This window comes from Solimicrobium silvestre (assembly GCF_002976435.1).
In the GTDB taxonomy this organism is placed as follows: domain Bacteria; phylum Pseudomonadota; class Gammaproteobacteria; order Burkholderiales; family Burkholderiaceae_D; genus Solimicrobium; species Solimicrobium silvestre.
In genome coordinates, this window is sequence record NZ_PUGF01000006.1 from 135,499 (window position 1) to 152,429 (window position 16,931).

Sequence of the window (16,931 nt, forward strand, 5' to 3'; positions counted from 1 at the left end):
AAGAAGTAAATCTCAAGCAACGATCAGTTTCTTGCTGTTAAAATTATGCAGAATTTTTTTGCTGGGAAAAAGACATGATTAAAGTAGGCATCGTAGGTGGCACCGGATACACAGGCGTCGAATTGTTGCGCATCTTGGCTGCGCATCCTGAAGTACAACTCACTGCAATAACCTCACGCAAGGAAGATGGTTTGCCCGTAGCGGAGATGTATCCGTCTTTGCGTGGTCGCGTGGCATTAAAGTTCAGCTCCCCTGACAAAGCCAACTTAACGGAATGTGATGTCGTATTTTTTGCCACGCCGCATGGTGTCGCCATGGCACAAGCACCGGCGCTGTTGGCGGCGGGCGTTAAGGTCATCGACCTGGCGGCAGATTTCAGGCTACAGGACGTCGCACAATTTGAGCAGTGGTATGGAATGCAGCATAGCTGCGCCGACCTGCTCAAAGAAGCTGTGTATGGACTTCCAGAACTCAATCGCGAGGCAATCAAATCAGCGCGGCTGATTGGTAACCCGGGCTGCTATCCAACCACGATGCAATTAGGCTTTTATCCTTTGTTAAAAGCTGGCATTATCGATGCGGATAATTTAATCGCCGATTGTAAATCCGGCGTTTCCGGCGCCGGCCGCAAAGCGGAGATTAGCCTGTTATTTTCAGAAGCCAGCGACAACTTTAAAGCCTATTCCGTCGCAGGACATCGCCACATTCCTGAAACAGTAGAGCAATTGCAAAAAATGAGTTCAACTCCGGTTGGACTTATTTTCACCCCGCATTTGGTGCCGATGATACGCGGCATGCACTCTACGTTATATGCAAAACTCAACACAACTATCGACAATGCGGCGCTTCAGGAATTGTTTGAAAAAACCTATCAAAACGAAGCCTTTGTGGATGTAATGCCATTTGGCAGCCACCCTGAAACACGCTCTACACGCGGTTCAAACACATTGAGAATTGCTCTGCACCGGCCGGGCAATGGAGCAACTTTAGTGATTTTAGTGGCGCAAGATAATTTAATGAAAGGGGCATCAGGACAAGCAGTGCAATGTATGAATTTAATGTTCGGTTTGCAAGAAACTTGTGGTCTAACTCAACTACCTATTCTGCCTTAATGCGAACTCACAATGAAAAATAATAGCTCACGATACAAAACCATTTCGACAATAAAAGTGGTGGAAGACAAAAACACATGGCTGCGATTTGCCATGATTGTTTTAGTTCTTCTTGGTTTGTTTGCGGCATTTTCTTTTTTCACTTATCAATTAGGCGGTACGATTAGCGGCACAGCGCCCGCCAAAGAACAGCTATCGGAATTAAAGCAACGCGTTGAAAAGTTAGACAGTGAACGCGAACAGCTGTCCAGCACGGCTAATAGTGCGGATAGCGAATTAAATATTGAACGCGCCACGCAAAAACAGCTAGCAACACAGGTACAGGCTCTCACCGCAGAAAATAATAAACTGAAAGAAGATTTAGCTTTTTTTGAAAATTTGATACCAGCGGCAAAGGGGCAAGAAGGGATACGAATTGGGGCGTTTAAAGCAGATGCTAGTAATCGCTTACAAGTCCAATATCGCATCTTGGTGATGCAGGGTGGGAAAAGTGTGCCGGACTTTGTTGGCGAATTGCAGTTCACCGCAACAGTATTGCAAGGCGGAAAAACTGTCACGCTTACGTTCCCAGAAGCAAAAGAAGGTGATGCAGGCAAGTTGAAATTATCTTTCAAATACTATCAACGTATGGAAGGTACGCTCACTCTTCCTGAAGGAGCCATCATCAAAACGTTACAAGCACGTATTTTGGACAAAGGGCAACTCCGCACCTATCAGTCCATTAATTTCTAGAGGAAGTTCATGTTTAACCGCAAAAACAAAAGCACGATTGACAGCTTGATCGGGCTTTCAACCAACATAGATGGCAATCTGTATTTTAAAGGTGGGCTTCGTATCGATGGCAGTGTTAAAGGTAATGTGATTGCTGAAGACGAGCATGGCAGTATGTTAATTATTTCAGAAAATGCCATGATTTGCGGCGAAGTTCGCGCGGCACATATTGTGGTAGATGGCTCAATCCTTGGCCCGGTATTTTCATCGGAATTGCTAGAATTACTACCTAAAGCACGTATTACTGGTGACGTACACTATAAAGCACTGGAAATGAATAGCGGCGCGACGGTAACTGGGCAATTAACCCATACACAAACTAGCAATAGCACCGAATCCGTGTTGCAACTTTCTTCATCGCAAGCGTAAAAATGAGCATAAGCAAGAGATGCAGCAACGCGCTATAATGACGAAGTCTATCGCGCATGAATGTTATTTTAAGCAATTAAATCATTTTGTGCCGTATTATTAGTTTAAGCAGAATTTAGTAGCTAAGGGAGTTATATATGAACGCCGTCACCGAAATGCCAGCACCGATTATTTTTTCGGATAGCGCGGCCCAAAAAGTTGCTCAATTAATCGAAGAAGAAGGCAACCCTGATCTCAAATTACGCGTCTTTGTGCAAGGCGGAGGTTGCTCTGGTTTCCAATACGGATTTACCTTTGATGAAATCGTCAATGAAGATGACACCACCATGACCAAAAATGGCGTGCATTTATTGATTGATTCAATGAGTTATCAATATTTAGTCGGTGCAGAAATCGACTATAAAGATGATCTTGAAGGCGCACAGTTCGTGATTAAAAATCCGAACGCCACCACCACTTGTGGCTGCGGCTCTTCTTTCTCGGCATAAGCCAGGTCAGTAGCTCAGTAGCAAATCAAAAAGGACGCAGCTGCGTCCTTTTTTTATGCCTTCACACTATTCAAACCGCGCTGATAACCAAACTGCCATTGCGCTTCGATCATCTGCACATAAGCCGCATAAGTTGGTGGCGTGACGATATCGATTTTATTTTTATACCAGATTATTTTTTGCCGAATCCGCTGATTTAAGAAAAACTCTTCCATGTCGGACGTATCTACCCACATTTCAGCAGGCTGTTGAAACACTTGATGCAAACGCTGATTGCCATCAAACCCCAACACTGTGCGAATAGCGGGCAAACCGTAGGTTTTATCGTAGCCAGCTTTTAATTCCATGATGACGTTTTCCGCCAGACAACCAGCCACTTCAATCGGGAATAAATCAATCACCCCACCGATGTAATCACCCGAGGTATGTGAATGGCAGCGGAAGTAAAACATGTCGGCAATCGAGGCACGTGCTGCGTCACCGATCGACATCGTCACGTCGGTGAGCAATTGCGGCGCAACCGCATTATCACCATACATAGGCGCGCTTAACGGGGCTTCGAGTTGCGACTGGTTTAATAATGCTGCGGCACGCTCATCACAAAAAATCACTTCAGAAAATAATTTGCGCTGACCACGCCGCTGCCCTACTTCATTTTCTGCATATAATAATTTACCGGCGACGATAGCTACGGCAACGTCTTCTTCTGCCTTATCTGACGTGCGCTCAGGAAGTGGTAACTGAGCCGGAATTTCAAACATATAATCGTTAAACAAATCAGGGATATGTTCGGCATTCCCGCCCAAAAAGCGTCGCTTCATCGCGCCAATAAAAGAGCCTGCAAGTGTCGCGTTTTGTTTTGATTTGAGCCCACGCCAAAATTGATACATTTGCGGTGCACTCAGCCACGCTTTACGTTCTGCGTCATCCGGCAATGCTTGGATAATGGCCGCAGCTATCGCGCCACCGCAACTAGCCAAAATCACATCTGGCGTTTTTTTTAATTCACGCATCGCGGCATACATACCGAGATAATAACCGAGATGAAAACCACCACCAGCCATGACCATACAACGTTGATATTTTTTTGATTGAGCCATTTTTTTAGATAAAAGCGTGATTAAATCACGCAGGTTGAATTTATTGTTTTGAAGAGCGAATAACAGGGTATTCTAAAATAAAAACTGCAAATCATTTCGCATTATTTGGATCGCTAGCCAGAGCGCCATTGTAGCGATATTAAGTAATTATTCTTATTCACTCACTTCCGCAAACGTAACAACTGGCTGGGCAAGTAATTGAATAGTTTGATTAACCACCGCATTTGCCATGGAAATATGCTGATGGCTAGCCGACGATGGATAGCGTCAACAATATATTCAACCGCCTTTTCCTCGGTCAAAATAAACGGTTTATGGCTCGCGTCACCATCATTCAACTGACGCAGTTTTTCCGTATCAACATAACCGGGAACAATGGCGGTGACAGCAATTGAAAACGGCGCTAGCGCAATTCGATACGTTTCACAAAGACTAAGCACGGATCGTTTGCATGCACTATAAAGCGACGCGCCCGGATAATCCTTGAGCAAACCGGCCACCGAAGAAATCGCCACTAAATGCCCGTTTTTTTTGCTCAGCATATGTTCTGCGGCAAGTTCAAATGCCGTGTTTAAGCCGGATACATTGGTTTGCAACATGCGCAGAGTGGTAGCAGCATCCAGTGTCTGATGTCGATCATTGAAATAAAAACCGGCGCTGACAATCAGCAAATCAAGACTTTCCTCAGCAAACACCTCAATTGCCTTGGCAAGCGCGACATTATCGGCAATATCCAACTGAGTACAACTGAGCATTGGGTAATGATGGTCGGACGTTAAGCGTTGCAAATCGCGGCCACACACCATCACATTGTGCCCGTCGCGTAAATAATGCTCTGCCAGCGCCCAACCAATGCCACTGGTTCCACCAATAATCATGATATTCATTTTATTCATTCACAAAAATTCAGCATGTTAGAATCATCGCCATTCATGACTCCACTACGCGAGAGCACCATTTGATAGCATCATCACCAATCACAGCAGCTACCTGGTCGCAGCGCTTGCGCCATCTGTTACTCAACCTACTGGTGTTTTCCCTTTGCTACCAAACCGCCAATTGGATGGCGGAATCTAACCATATTCAACGCAATATTGCTTTTAATTTTGAAACGCAAACACCTTTTATTGCGTGGATGATTATTCCGTATTTAAGCTCAGGCCTCTTTTTTATTGGAAGCTTTTTCTACGTTACGAGCTTTGGCGATCTACGAGTATTAAGCCATCGAATAGTACTGGCAACCGTCATTGCTACGCTAATTTTTATGGTTTATCCGCTGCAATTCAGCTTACTCAAGCCAATGATTAATACGCCGTTGTACGCTACATTATTTCAATTTTTATCGATTGCTGACCGACCGTATAATCAATTTCCTTCCCTGCATATTGCCTACTGTGTTATTTTTTGGCAGTCGCTCCATCCCAACTTACGCCAACGCCCCGCAAGAATAGCATTAGCGATGATACTTTTGCTGATTGCAGCATCCACGCTATTCACCTACCAGCATCATTGTCTGGATATTGTCGGCGGGCTTTTGCTTGGTTTAAGCACGCTGCAACTGATTCGATCAGATTCGCGGCAAACCAGCGTAGCGTTCTATTATTTCATTGCAGCCACTATCGTAGTGTTGATCGGCTCCCTAGCGCTAACTTATTGGTTTGCGTTATACATTAGCTTTTCTTTGTTATTAGTAGGCTGGGCATATCACCGTCACAATCGGCATTTTTTGCATAAGAAGGCAGGGCAACATCCCCTATGGATCTGGCTGTTATTTGCACCCTATCTGGCAGGTTACTGGATCACCTGGAAGCTCGTGCAGTACAAGGAAAGACAGCACCCTGCATTTACCCAATTTAGTCAGCAGCTTTGGATAGGACGTCGTTTAACACCACATGAAGCAAAGCAATTACCCAGCGACTGTGTAGTGTTCGATCTATCACCCGAGCTGAGTGAAGCCAGTTGTTTGAGCAAGCAACATTACTGGCATTTCCCTATCTTGGATTTAATACATCCGCCCACACAATTAATCGCTGAAATTGCAGCATCTATTCATCACGAAATTGCGCTTGGGCGCGTTGTATATCTACATTGCGCCATGGGTTATAGCCGTTGTAAATTAGTCGCCAACCACGTTTTCTCAGAGACAAAAGCCATCCAATGAAGTTTTCTATCTATCAAATCAAACCGCAATTTCAACGATTGCTTAGCCCTGTATTGAATACATTAATTTTCTGCCGGGTGACGCCCAACCAAATCACCGTATTGGCAATGAGTTTGTCGCTATTGTTCGGCGTAGCGTTAACCGTATTCCCCCAACATCGCTGGCTATGGTTTGCCTACCCTGCTTTTATGCTGCTGCGCATGATGCTAAATGCGATTGATGGGATGCTGGCAAATGCGACCGGACAAAAAACCAGCTTGGGCGCCATGCTGAATGAAATGGGCGACCAGGTCTCTGATGTTGCGCTGTATTTACCCTTTGCTTTCCTGGCAAATGTATCTGCGCAGCTGTCCGTCATGGTCGTCATATTGGCGTTGTTAGCAGAATTTGCCGGAGTTATTGCGATACTGACCGGCTCTACGCGCCGCTTTGATGGCCCGATGGGTAAAAGCGACCGGGCATTTTCATTTGGTGTGCTGGCGTTATTAGTCGCCTTTAACGCAGCATCATTTTGGCTGAACGGCGTACTCAGCCTGATGATGCTGCTGCTCGTGTGGACGATTTTTAATCGACTGCACCACCAAATTGTGCCACCGACACCGTAAAAATTCCGGAAATGCCAATTTGGGTATGCACTTTACGGCAACCGATAGCCGCTACCAGCGCATCCATTTCCACTTGCGGTCTTGGTCGCATCTGCCATGATTCACCCAAATGATTGTTGAGTGTTTTAGCAATCAACAACAACTGAGGATGCCAGGGTTGTCCCGTATAAATCACATGCCCACCTTTTTTTAATTGCTGACGTATTCCTTGCAGCGAACGCATAATCGGCGCATTTTCACTAAACAGTTCATAAAGGCCAGAAACGATAACGATATCGTAGGGCAGTTCAGATTCAGGGTAACTGTCACTGGAAAACGCATCCCGACACTGATATTGAATTGGTGTCGTCAAATGCAAATGCGTGGCAAGCTGCTTGGCCTGCTCTAAATTTTCCGGCACGAAATCACGCAAGGTTAATTGAATTTCTCTATCTTGAAAACGTTTGATAGTTTCCAGCACGTAGCGACCTCCACCGGCAGCAATGTCCAATATCCGTAACGGCTGATCTTGGGGATGTTGTGCGATCAATTTGGACAACGCTTGTTGCAAATGAATTTTACGTTGCCGAATACCGCGCCACCCTATCGCATCCAGATAACCCCGATCAATTGACTTACCTATCCCCAGCCGCCCACCAGCCTGATTACGATACACATAATCCAGCGATGAGCCGGAATCAAAACCATGCGTTAACCCTATCTTCATTCCATCACTTAATGGTCCCAACACACCCAGCATCATTTTTTGCATGCCATAAAACATATTCAGCAACGGCGACCCCAATTCGCCTTGCTGCAATGCCTGAAATTGTTGCGCACTAGCGCTGTGACTATCCGCTTTATGATGCTGCTGCACTGGCGCTGCCGGCAGCTCAAAACAGTCATTGATAAATTGGCGCGATGCCTGCATAGCCTGCTCCACTTCCTGCTCATAAAAAATGGCATGGAAACAGTTTTTGATTAATTCAAAGCGCTTTAATGGCGAAGCCAAACGATCAAAAAATTGACGCTGCGGCGTCAGTGCCACCACATAATCGTTCTCCGCCGCCAGCATTAATACCGGCACATCAATGGCGCTCGCATCATGCACGATGCGCTTGGCGGTATCGGCCAAACCGAGTAACACCCGTGCCGAAATACTTTTGGCGATCAACGGATCTTGATCGTACTGAGCCGCTTGCTGTTTCGAATGTGTGAGCATCGAAGACCGGATATAACTGGTGACAAATAAATCGGGTTTAAAGCAGGTCGCCAGGCGCAAACCGGCTTTAGCAAACGGAATATATAATTTGATTTCAAACGCTGCCGCCGCCATGATAACGCCGCGCACTTTTGGTGCGTAATCATGTAACCAGGTTGCCGCAATTACGGCGCCAACGCTGTTGGCAACGATCAGCATATTTTCCGGCTCAATGTGATACGTCTGCTGAATATACGCAATAAAAGCATTGAAATCTTGCACTAATAATTCAAAACTTGGCGCATCACCACGCTCGCCGGGCGAATAACCGTGCCCCCGCGCATCCCAGGCAAAAGCCCAGTCTTGCTGAAACCCGAACTGCTCGACCAAGGGTTGAATCCGTCCTGAGTGCTCATGCCCACGATGTAAAAATATCAGCGCGCGCTGGGCACCTTCAGCGCGTTTCGCAATAGGTTGCCAGCAACGATAAAACAAGCGGGTCTGATCCGCGCTATCAAAACCGGATTCAGAATTTAGCCAGGCTGCGCTCGAAGATGTCGCCAATGTCGTCATAAAAGAAATCCGTTTAGTGAGAAATAAATAGCTAAATAAAGTAATGGTGCGGTAATGGTCAGGCTATCAATCCGATCCAAAATACCGCCATGCCCAGGAATTAACTGAGAAAAATCTTTGATGCCTAAAAACCGTTTGGCAGCTGAAAATAGTAAATCGCCAGCAAAACCGCCCAGCGATAATAACAATGCCAACAACAATAAAAACGGGATATCCGCTAAATTTAAATAACGGCCTAACAGAACAGAAACCAACATGCTGATTAAAACACCGCCTATCAAACCTTCCCAGGTTTTGTTAGGGCTAATACGGCTGGCGATTGCATGGCAACCAAATAGTTTTCCGCTCACAAACTGAGCAATATCATTAAGTGCAGTCAGCGCGAATAAGTAAAATAACCAGGCTAAACCTGTGTCATCCGACAATGGCAAGTGCATCAGATTAATAACAAAACCGACGCAATAACAACAAAATAGAAACAGCAGCAATACCAATTGATTCGGGTCGCGCCGTCGCATAAAAAACAGCAATTGGAGAATTAACAGGCAGGGGAAAAACACGACGAAATGTGCGGAGTGATCTATCCAAAGAAATACAGCACAAACCAACACAAGACCACAGGCTAGCCAAAATATGTGTTGCGCGCCGCTAAAATGAGTTGCCAATTCACGCATCGATAAGCCGCAAATAAAAAGCATCAGCAACAGCGGGCCTAACGGATAAAAAAATAAGCTGAGGGTGACAATCGGGAATATTCGCCACCATGCAAACACTTGCTGTCGCAACTGGCTTACTGTCAACGCTCGGGTTTTGATCGCAATGACGGCTGAACTTATGCCCAAAATCGAATACAAGATCAGCATCGGATAAACGATGGAATACCCAATATGTAGGCTAGTTAGATCGAACAATCAGATGACTTTCTAGTTAAATTCGTTTTTTAATTAAGCACGGCACTGAATAAAAACAGAAGGTAGCAAAATTATCATTTAAATTTGGTTATAGCAACATAAATAGCGGCAATGCCCGTTTTTTCTACCTATTAAAAACTGCGTGCAATATCGGGGAAATTTAGATCGCTTTTGAAATTTCCAATTTTTTTGCATAATTTAACGTATTCAATGGTTCTTAGCGCGTCATAAAATTCATTTCTTGACAGCAGAGTTAACGCCCAAAATGTTTTTTAATTAATAATTTATTTTTCAAATAAACAGCCAAACATTCTCAAAGGAAAATTGCAAATTATCCTTTGCTATTGAACATGTATCGGCATGCCATTACAGTAACTTCCGCAAAGACAATCAGACATTGCCTTTCTGTATTTTCCGTATAAATTGAATAGGTTCTAACTCAAGTTATTGCATAGATATAATAAACCGATGGACACGGGAGTGTTGCATGGCTACATACGAACACCAGTGGAAAGAAGAACAATTTCGTCAAATCGTTGAAATGGCGCCTTATGCGATCGTACTGGTCAATGAACGCGGCATGATTGAAATGGTTAACAGACAAGCCGAAAAAATCTTCGGTTATCATCGGGAAGAACTACTCAAACAGTCCTTAGAAATGTTGCTACCAGAGCGGTTTCGCCGACAGCATACGGTGGATCGCAATGCTTTTTTCAGTCAACCGCAGCCGCGTGCAATGAGCGAAAGAGGCGAGTTGTTTGGCCGACGCAAAAACGGTACTGAATTTCCACTTGAAATCGGGCTTAATCCAATCCCAACCGACGAAGGCTCAAAAGTTATTGCGACCATTGTTGATATTTCCGAGCGTGTTCAACATCAACAGAAATTGTATGAGCTGACCGAATTGCAGCAAGCCATTTTTGACAGCACGAATTTTTCTATTATCTGCACCGATTCCAATGGGCTTTTTCAAATTTTCAACCATAGTGCGGAACGCTTGCTGGGCTATTCTGCCGAAGAAATGGTGGGCAAACAAACGCCTGTCATTCTTCACGATATGCTTGAAATTATTGAACGCGCCAAACAATTAACCGAAGAGTTAGGCACCCCAATTGAAACCGGCTTTGAAACTTTTGTTATCAAAACACGCCTGCTACGCACTCCAGATGTCAATGAATGGACTTACATCCACAAAGATGGCTCGCGCATTCCGGTTCTATTATCGGTGACAGCACTCTCCGATAAGCGCGGCGACGTGTCCGGCTATGTGGCTATTGCCATCGATTTGCGCGAGCAAAAATGGCAGCTCAGCCGCATTCAAGATAGCGAAGAATTATTTCGGGTTTTATACGAAAGCTCTGGCGATGCTCATATGCTGACCACGCCAGAGAAGGGCTTTGTCGGTGCGAATCTCGCGGCCGCTAAACTGTTTGGCTATTCCACCATCAATGAATTCACCGCGCAATCGCCTGCGACCGTCTCGCCTGAATTTCAAAAGGATAAACGCCACTCTAGCGAAAAAGCCTTGGAAATGATGCAGCTAGCATTGAAAAATGGATCGCATAAATTTGAATGGCTGCATAAACGCGCCGATAACTCGGAGTTTGATGCCGAAGTCATGCTGACTAGTATCAAAATGGGCGGCAAAACCATGCTGGAAGCGACGGTACGCGATATTACCGAACGCAATCGCGCGGAGCGAATCAAGAACGAATTTATTTCTACAGTCAGTCATGAACTGCGCACACCGCTGACTTCAATCAGCGGTGTGCTGAGCTTAGTCGGGCAAGGTGTATTGGGAGAAATTTCCGAGCAGGCCAAACCGATGATACAAATGGCGCACAGAAATAGCATGCGGCTTTCTGAACTGATTAATGACTTACTTGATATTGAAAAATTAGAAGCGGGCGAGACCACATTTAATTTTAAAATGTACGGCTTAATGGCGCTTATTAATCAATCCATCGATGCTATCAGCAACTTTGCCTCCCAATTTAATGTCACCTTCAACATCATTGCGCAAGAAGATGTACAGGTATTTGTGGATGATGGGCGGCTGATTCAAGTATTAAATAATTTCTTATCCAACGCCGCCAAATTTTCACCAACTGGCGGTCATGTCGATATCGCTGTACGCAAAATACATAGCGCAGAACATAGCACGGTGCGGGTAGAAATTATCGACCACGGTGCAGGTATTCCGACCTCGTTTAGAAATCGCCTGTTTAATAAATTCTCACAAGCGGATGCTTCCGATACTAAAAAGAAAAGCGGCACAGGATTAGGTCTGGCTATCAGCAAAGAACTCATCGAACGAATGAGTGGCGTGATTGGTTTTTATTCCTCGGTTGGAGAAGGAAGCTGTTTTTATTTTGAATTGCCGTTACCAAGCAAAGAGAAAATACGCTATTCGATGTTTGATATTTGAGGATATTGGTCGCCACATTTCAGTGAGGCAGCAAATTCAAGCCTTCTTTACTTATTCACCATTTACTTTATCAGGTTTGATAAGTGCATCCGACAAGGTTACAATTGCCACCTTTGGGAACGAATTGGGGACAATATCCTAACGCATCACTCCCGATTTAATCCATTCCCACCCTAACTGTGCGTTAAAAGCTCGTCCTCCTCGATCCGAGTTGACGTAAAAACAGCTAACCAATTGACACGAAAGATTTTATGGCACTCCAATGCGGCATCGTCGGCCTCCCTAATGTGGGCAAATCCACCCTGTTTAATGCCCTGACTAAAGCAGGCATCCCGGCAGAGAATTATCCATTCTGCACCATTGAGCCTAACGTTGGCGTAGTTGAAGTACCCGATCCACGTTTGGCGCAGTTAGCACATATTGTTAAACCTGAACGTATTCAAAACGCCATCGTTGAATTTGTTGATATCGCCGGCTTAGTAGCTGGCGCATCCAAAGGCGAAGGCTTGGGTAATCAATTTTTGGCGCACATCCGTGAAACCGATGCGATTGTGAATGTAGTACGCTGTTTTGAAGATGACAATGTAATCCACGTCGCCGGCAAAGTTAGTCCCTTAGATGATATTGAAGTGATTCAAACCGAGTTGGCCTTGGCTGATATGGGTACCGTAGAAAAAGCTATCCACCGTGAGCACAAAAAAGCCCGTTCCGGCGACAAAGACGCCGCCAAACTGGCCGAATTATTAGAACGCATCATGCCAGCATTAAATGAAGCCAAGCCAGTACGTGCAATGGGTTTAGATGCTGAAGAAATGCTACTGATTAAGCCGCTGTGCCTAATCACGGCCAAACCGGCCATGTATGTCGCCAATGTGTCTGACACCGGCTTCACGAACAACCCGTTGCTCGATCAATTAACCGCTTACGCTGCGTCGCAAAATGCACCATTGGTCGCAATTTGCGCGTCTATCGAATCTGAAATTGCCGACTTAGAAGACGAAGACAAAAAAGCCTTCCTGGAAGATATGGGCATGCACGAACCGGGCTTGGATCGCTTAATCCGCGCCGCCTTTAAACTGCTCGGCTTACAGACTTACTTCACTGCTGGCGTTAAAGAAGTGCGTGCCTGGACGATTCATGTCGGCGACACAGCACCGCAAGCTGCTGGCGTAATTCACACCGATTTTGAACGCGGCTTTATTCGTGCGCAAACGATTGCGTTTGACGACTTCATTCAATTTAAAGGTGAAGCTGGTGCCAAAGAAGCGGGCAAAATGCGCGCTGAAGGTAAAGAGTATGTAGTGAAAGATGGCGACGTGTTGAATTTCTTATTTAATGTCTGATCGACATTAATCCAGTAAAAAGCCCAGTTTTTAGCTGGGCTTTTTTGTTGCCTGTTATTACATGAGTACACACATATACAGTGAGGAAAATTTGCTAGTAATGAAGTCAATTTTGCGCGAAAATACACCAATAGTATGATCATATAATACTATTACTGCTATTTTAGGAGGCTACATCATGGGAACCGTGCGCAAAACAATTACATTAACCGATCAGCAAGACAACTGGATTAAAGCGCAAATTGACGCTGGGCATTACACCAACGACAGCGAATATATCCGCGACCTTATCCGACGCGAACAAGAACGCAATACCGAGATTGAAGTCATTCGCGCTGCGCTGATTGCCGGTGAATCCAGTGGCGAACCCAAGTCCTTTAACGCTGATGTGTTCAAGCAAAAGATGTTGACGTCGCATGGCTGAATATCGCCTTTCCCCGGCTGCCGAACATGATCTTGAAGTAATCTGGACACGCACCCGCCAGCAATGGAGCATAGAACAGGCTAATCGCTACATTGATCTCTTAACAGCCGCTTTTACTGAGTTAGCGCAGTCACCCAAAATAGCGCCTACATGTGAGCACATCCGGCCTGGCTATCGACGTCGAAATGTTGAGCGCCACATAGTCTACTTTCGCATCACGTCTTACGGCATTGCAATTATTCGCATTCTGCACGAACGCATGGATGCTCCTCGTCACTTGTGATCGATCATTGAGCAGAAATTAGTTATTAAGAAAGCCCAAAATGAATAAACTATTTTCAATCCGCCGTACGATACTTTTCAACTCACTGGCATTAGCTGGCATCGGACTACTATCAGCCAAACAAAGCAGCGCAGCTCAAAACAACAGCGACAGTTCAACCTTTAAAACTGTATTCCAAGTCAGTGATGCAGATCCGCAAAAATGGCAGCTCACGCTCGCCAATGCAAAAAATTTACAGATTGATCTGGGTGAGAAAAATGGCAGTATCGAAATCGTCGCTTATGGCCCGGGAATCGCCATGTTCAAAGCGGAATCAGAAGTAGCCCCACAGGTCTTGCAAGCAATGCAAGCGGGGGTATTAATTCGAGTGTGTGAGAACAGCATGCATGGGCAGCATCTAAAACATGAAGACATGATCAGCGCAGTTGGCTTTGTGCCTTCCGGAGTGGGAGAGTTAGTTAGGCGCCAAGCGGCTGGTTACGCGTATATCCGTTCTTAACTGCAACCAAGCCTACTATGACGGCTTGCCTGCCTCTGCTTGCAGCCGTTCGTATTTAGCTTGAAGTTGTTCTGGCGTTTCGCGCCAGGCCGGATTAAAGGGAATACACGCAACCGGACAAACCTGCTGGCATTGCGGCTCGCTGAAATGCCCTACGCATTCCGTGCATTTATTCGGGTCGATCTCATAGATTTCCGGCCCCATATAAATAGCGTCGTTAGGGCATTCAGGTTCGCATACGTCGCAGTTGATGCAGTCATCGGTAATAAGAAGTGCCATGCGTATGCCTAAATACCTTTATCCAAGTTCGCTGCCGCTTGTGCCGCCTGTACTTTTTCTTGCAACCAGCGATCAACCGATGGGAATACAAATTTGGATACGTCGCCACCAAACTGGGCGATTTCACGCACGATGGTGCCTGAGATAAATTGATATTGATCTGACGGTGTTAAAAACAAAGTTTCAACATCCGGCAACAAATAACGATTCATACCTGCCATTTGAAATTCATATTCAAAATCGGACACCGCACGCAGTCCACGCACAATTACGCGCGCATCGTTTTTGCGAACGAAGTCTTTTAACAATCCAGAAAAACTTTCCACTCGCACATTGGGATAATGCCCAAGTACTTCATTTGCAATACTTAGCCGTTCATCTAATGAAAAAAACGGTTTTTTGTTTTTGCTATCAGCGACACCAACCACCAAAGTGTCAAAAAGGCCGGAAGCGCGACGCACTAAATCTTCATGTCCACGTGTGAGTGGATCAAAAGTTCCCGGATAAACTGCTGTAACCATTGCTACCCCTAGAAATAAGCTAAGAATGAAACCGCATTATGCCTGAATTTGTTACCAAATTTCGACTGCTGTTACACTATCTACTGCGCTGCAGCAAATGAAAAAAGACTTTTCCTGCTCGATCACAGCGGATTACTTGCCAATTACTTAAACATTCCGGCAAATCTTCGGATGTCAGTGCTTTTTCGGCTTCCAAATACAAAACTCCATCCGGGTGCAACAACGTCAAACAAATCGGCAAAATTGAAACCAGCAAATCGCGGTGAAACGGCGGATCAAGAAAAATGACATCAAATACATCTCCTTTTGCCGCCAGCTTTTGCGCCACGATCTGCGCATCGCCACGAATAATCTGTATTTGCTGCGCTTGCAGCTTGTCCCGACTTTTTTCTAACAAAAGCACCGCAGGTGTATGCGCCTCAACTAGCGTCACTTGCGCAGCGCCGCGGCTAGCTGCTTCAAAGCCCAAAGCGCCGCTACCAGCGTATAAATCCAGGCAGCGTATCGCGGACCAGTTACTTTGAAATAGAAAATTTAGCCAGTTAAATACGGTTTCGCGCACCCGGTCTGGCGTCGGACGTAATCCCGGTGCATCAAGCACAGTTAACGGTGTACGCTTCCAAATACCGGCGATGATGCGAACCTGTTGGGGGGCAGATTTTTTTTGCATGTTTAATACAATGTTAAGTAAAGAGGGAATGAAGCCGGAGCGAGTCGCCGCTCTCTGCTAGAATGACGCACATTGTAGCTTGACTCAGCTCTTATTCTTCGCACTTACTCATACTTTCCCCATGTTTAGTTTCTTCAAAAAAAAACCAAAAACCGACGAAGTGGCGAACATTCCCGCTTCTGCTCCACAGCCTGCTTCTCAGCCTGACTCTCAGTCTGCGTCTCAGCCGATTCTTCAGCCAATTCTTCAGCCGCACCCAACCCCTATTTCAACTCCCGATGAAATTTTGCCGCCGCCAGAAAGCCATAGTGCAAAACAATCTTGGCTGACTCGCTTAAAAAATGGCTTGTCCAAAACCTCGAATAACCTCACCAGTTTATTTGTTGGTGCCAAAATTGATGACGATCTGTACGAAGAATTAGAGTCGGCCTTACTGATGTCGGACGCTGGTATGGAAGCTACGTTGTATTTATTGGATGAATTAAAAAAACAGGTTAAACAGCAAAAACTAACCGATTCCGAACAAGTTAAAACGGCATTAAAAAACATCTTCATCGAACTGCTCGCGCCGTTAGAACGATCATTAGAATTAGGCCGCCATCAACCGATGGTGATGATGATTGCCGGTGTAAATGGCGCAGGTAAAACTACTACTATCGGCAAACTCGCAAAGCATTTGCAGGCTCATCATCAATCCGTATTGTTAGCCGCTGGCGACACATTCCGCGCTGCAGCGCGTGAGCAATTAACGGTGTGGGGTGAACGCAATAACGTTACGGTTATTTCCCAGGAATCTGGCGACCCCGCGGCAGTGGCGTTTGACTCCGTTAACTCTGCCATTGCCAAAGGCATTAACGTCGTCATGGTCGACACTGCCGGTCGTTTACCTAGCCAGTTGCACTTGATGGAAGAACTTAAAAAGATCAAACGGGTAGTGACGAAAAGCATGGAAGGCGCACCGCACCAAGTTATATTGGTCATCGACGGCAACACCGGGCAAAATGCGTTAGCGCAGGTGAAAGCCTTTGATGATGCGTTGGGTTTAACCGGCTTAGTTATCACCAAATTAGACGGAACAGCCAAAGGTGGTATTTTGGCGGCAATTGCTAAAACCCGACCAATTCCGGTATATTTTATCGGCGTCGGTGAAAAAATCGAAGACTTGCAACCGTTTAATGCGCGTGAATTTGTTGAGGCCTTGCTGGGTTAATTAA

At 45.5% G+C, this 16,931-nt stretch carries 19 protein-coding genes; 12 read left to right on the plus strand and 7 right to left on the minus strand.

The window, feature by feature from the left end:
* Positions 1-74 precede the first annotated feature (74 nt).
* From argC to erpA, 4 genes are all read left to right on the plus strand, one after another.
* Entirely contained in the window at positions 75-1,112 is a 1,038-nt protein-coding gene (gene argC / locus S2091_RS08280; protein WP_105531330.1) for an N-acetyl-gamma-glutamyl-phosphate reductase, read from the plus strand.
* A 12-nt stretch (positions 1,113-1,124) separates the two neighbouring features.
* Positions 1,125-1,844: a DUF6776 family protein gene (locus S2091_RS08285; RefSeq protein ID WP_243405354.1), complete on the plus strand. Its 720-nt coding sequence runs from the start codon at positions 1,125-1,127 to the stop codon at positions 1,842-1,844.
* Positions 1,845-1,853: 9 nt separating this feature from the next.
* Positions 1,854-2,252 carry a bactofilin family protein gene (locus S2091_RS08290; protein WP_105531331.1) on the plus strand — a complete coding sequence of 133 codons (399 nt, stop codon included), beginning with the start codon at positions 1,854-1,856 and terminating at the stop codon, positions 2,250-2,252.
* A gap of 137 nt (positions 2,253-2,389) precedes the next feature.
* Positions 2,390-2,740: an iron-sulfur cluster insertion protein ErpA gene (erpA, locus tag S2091_RS08295; protein ID WP_105531332.1), complete on the plus strand. Its 351-nt coding sequence runs from the start codon at positions 2,390-2,392 to the stop codon at positions 2,738-2,740.
* A 53-nt stretch (positions 2,741-2,793) separates the two neighbouring features.
* On the opposite strand, the gene S2091_RS08300 is transcribed toward erpA, so the two are convergent.
* Together S2091_RS08300 and S2091_RS08305 are read right to left on the minus strand one after the other, a co-directional pair.
* The gene (locus S2091_RS08300) at positions 2,794-3,840 is read right to left on the minus strand and encodes a patatin-like phospholipase family protein (RefSeq protein ID WP_105531333.1); all 1,047 of its coding nucleotides are present in this window, start codon (positions 3,838-3,840) and stop codon (positions 2,794-2,796) included.
* A 161-nt stretch (positions 3,841-4,001) separates the two neighbouring features.
* Positions 4,002-4,727, minus strand: coding sequence for an SDR family NAD(P)-dependent oxidoreductase (locus tag S2091_RS08305; protein ID WP_165794950.1), 726 nt, complete (start codon positions 4,725-4,727; stop codon positions 4,002-4,004).
* 71 nt (positions 4,728-4,798) lie between these two features.
* On the opposite strand from S2091_RS08305, the gene S2091_RS08310 reads away from it, so the two are divergent.
* Together S2091_RS08310 and S2091_RS08315 are read left to right on the plus strand one after the other, a co-directional pair.
* Positions 4,799-6,001 carry a phosphatase PAP2 family protein gene (locus S2091_RS08310; protein ID WP_105531335.1) on the plus strand — a complete coding sequence of 401 codons (1,203 nt, stop codon included), beginning with the start codon at positions 4,799-4,801 and terminating at the stop codon, positions 5,999-6,001.
* A complete protein-coding gene (locus S2091_RS08315) occupies positions 5,998-6,606 on the plus strand; it encodes a CDP-alcohol phosphatidyltransferase family protein (RefSeq protein WP_105531336.1) in 609 nt (202 codons plus the stop codon). Before S2091_RS08310 ends, S2091_RS08315 begins: the two co-directional genes overlap by 4 nt.
* Here S2091_RS08315 and S2091_RS08320 read toward each other — a convergent pair.
* Together S2091_RS08320 and S2091_RS08325 are read right to left on the minus strand one after the other, a co-directional pair.
* Positions 6,566-8,359, minus strand: a complete 1,794-nt coding sequence (locus tag S2091_RS08320) for a bifunctional alpha/beta hydrolase/class I SAM-dependent methyltransferase (RefSeq protein WP_105531337.1) — start codon at positions 8,357-8,359, stop codon at positions 6,566-6,568. The genes S2091_RS08315 and S2091_RS08320 overlap by 41 nt on opposite strands.
* On the minus strand, positions 8,356-9,270 hold the full coding sequence (locus S2091_RS08325; protein ID WP_133166882.1) for a phosphatidate cytidylyltransferase: 915 nt from the start codon (positions 9,268-9,270) through the stop codon (positions 8,356-8,358). The genes S2091_RS08320 and S2091_RS08325 overlap by 4 nt, the downstream gene beginning before the upstream one ends.
* Before the next feature lie 487 nt (positions 9,271-9,757).
* Here S2091_RS08325 and S2091_RS08330 point away from each other — a divergent pair, with 487 nt between their 5' ends.
* From S2091_RS08330 to S2091_RS08350, 5 genes are all read left to right on the plus strand, one after another.
* Positions 9,758-11,698 (plus strand): PAS domain S-box protein, encoded by a 1,941-nt coding sequence (locus tag S2091_RS08330; protein WP_105531339.1) that lies wholly within the window; start codon positions 9,758-9,760, stop codon positions 11,696-11,698.
* Positions 11,699-11,949: 251 nt separating this feature from the next.
* Positions 11,950-13,041 (plus strand): redox-regulated ATPase YchF, encoded by a 1,092-nt coding sequence (gene ychF, locus S2091_RS08335; protein ID WP_105531340.1) that lies wholly within the window; start codon positions 11,950-11,952, stop codon positions 13,039-13,041.
* 178 nt (positions 13,042-13,219) lie between these two features.
* Positions 13,220-13,465: a type II toxin-antitoxin system ParD family antitoxin gene (locus S2091_RS08340; protein WP_105531341.1), complete on the plus strand. Its 246-nt coding sequence runs from the start codon at positions 13,220-13,222 to the stop codon at positions 13,463-13,465.
* Positions 13,458-13,748, plus strand: a complete 291-nt coding sequence (locus S2091_RS08345) for a type II toxin-antitoxin system RelE/ParE family toxin (protein WP_105531342.1) — start codon at positions 13,458-13,460, stop codon at positions 13,746-13,748. Before S2091_RS08340 ends, S2091_RS08345 begins: the two co-directional genes overlap by 8 nt.
* A gap of 40 nt (positions 13,749-13,788) precedes the next feature.
* Entirely contained in the window at positions 13,789-14,247 is a 459-nt protein-coding gene (locus tag S2091_RS08350; protein WP_105531343.1) for a DsrE family protein, read from the plus strand.
* Positions 14,248-14,262: 15 nt separating this feature from the next.
* Here the strand turns inward: S2091_RS08350 and S2091_RS08355 are convergent, their stop codons facing one another.
* The 3 genes from S2091_RS08355 to rsmD form a co-directional block, all read right to left on the minus strand.
* Positions 14,263-14,526 carry a YfhL family 4Fe-4S dicluster ferredoxin gene (locus tag S2091_RS08355; protein WP_105531344.1) on the minus strand — a complete coding sequence of 88 codons (264 nt, stop codon included), beginning with the start codon at positions 14,524-14,526 and terminating at the stop codon, positions 14,263-14,265.
* An 8-nt stretch (positions 14,527-14,534) separates the two neighbouring features.
* Positions 14,535-15,047, minus strand: coding sequence for a pantetheine-phosphate adenylyltransferase (gene coaD / locus S2091_RS08360; protein ID WP_105531345.1), 513 nt, complete (start codon positions 15,045-15,047; stop codon positions 14,535-14,537).
* Positions 15,048-15,123: 76 nt separating this feature from the next.
* The gene (rsmD, locus tag S2091_RS08365; protein WP_105531346.1) at positions 15,124-15,717 is read right to left on the minus strand and encodes a 16S rRNA (guanine(966)-N(2))-methyltransferase RsmD; all 594 of its coding nucleotides are present in this window, start codon (positions 15,715-15,717) and stop codon (positions 15,124-15,126) included.
* 121 nt (positions 15,718-15,838) lie between these two features.
* Here rsmD and ftsY point away from each other — a divergent pair, with 121 nt between their 5' ends.
* Positions 15,839-16,927 carry a signal recognition particle-docking protein FtsY gene (gene ftsY, locus S2091_RS08370; protein ID WP_105531347.1) on the plus strand — a complete coding sequence of 363 codons (1,089 nt, stop codon included), beginning with the start codon at positions 15,839-15,841 and terminating at the stop codon, positions 16,925-16,927.
* Positions 16,928-16,931: the final 4 nt, after the last annotated feature.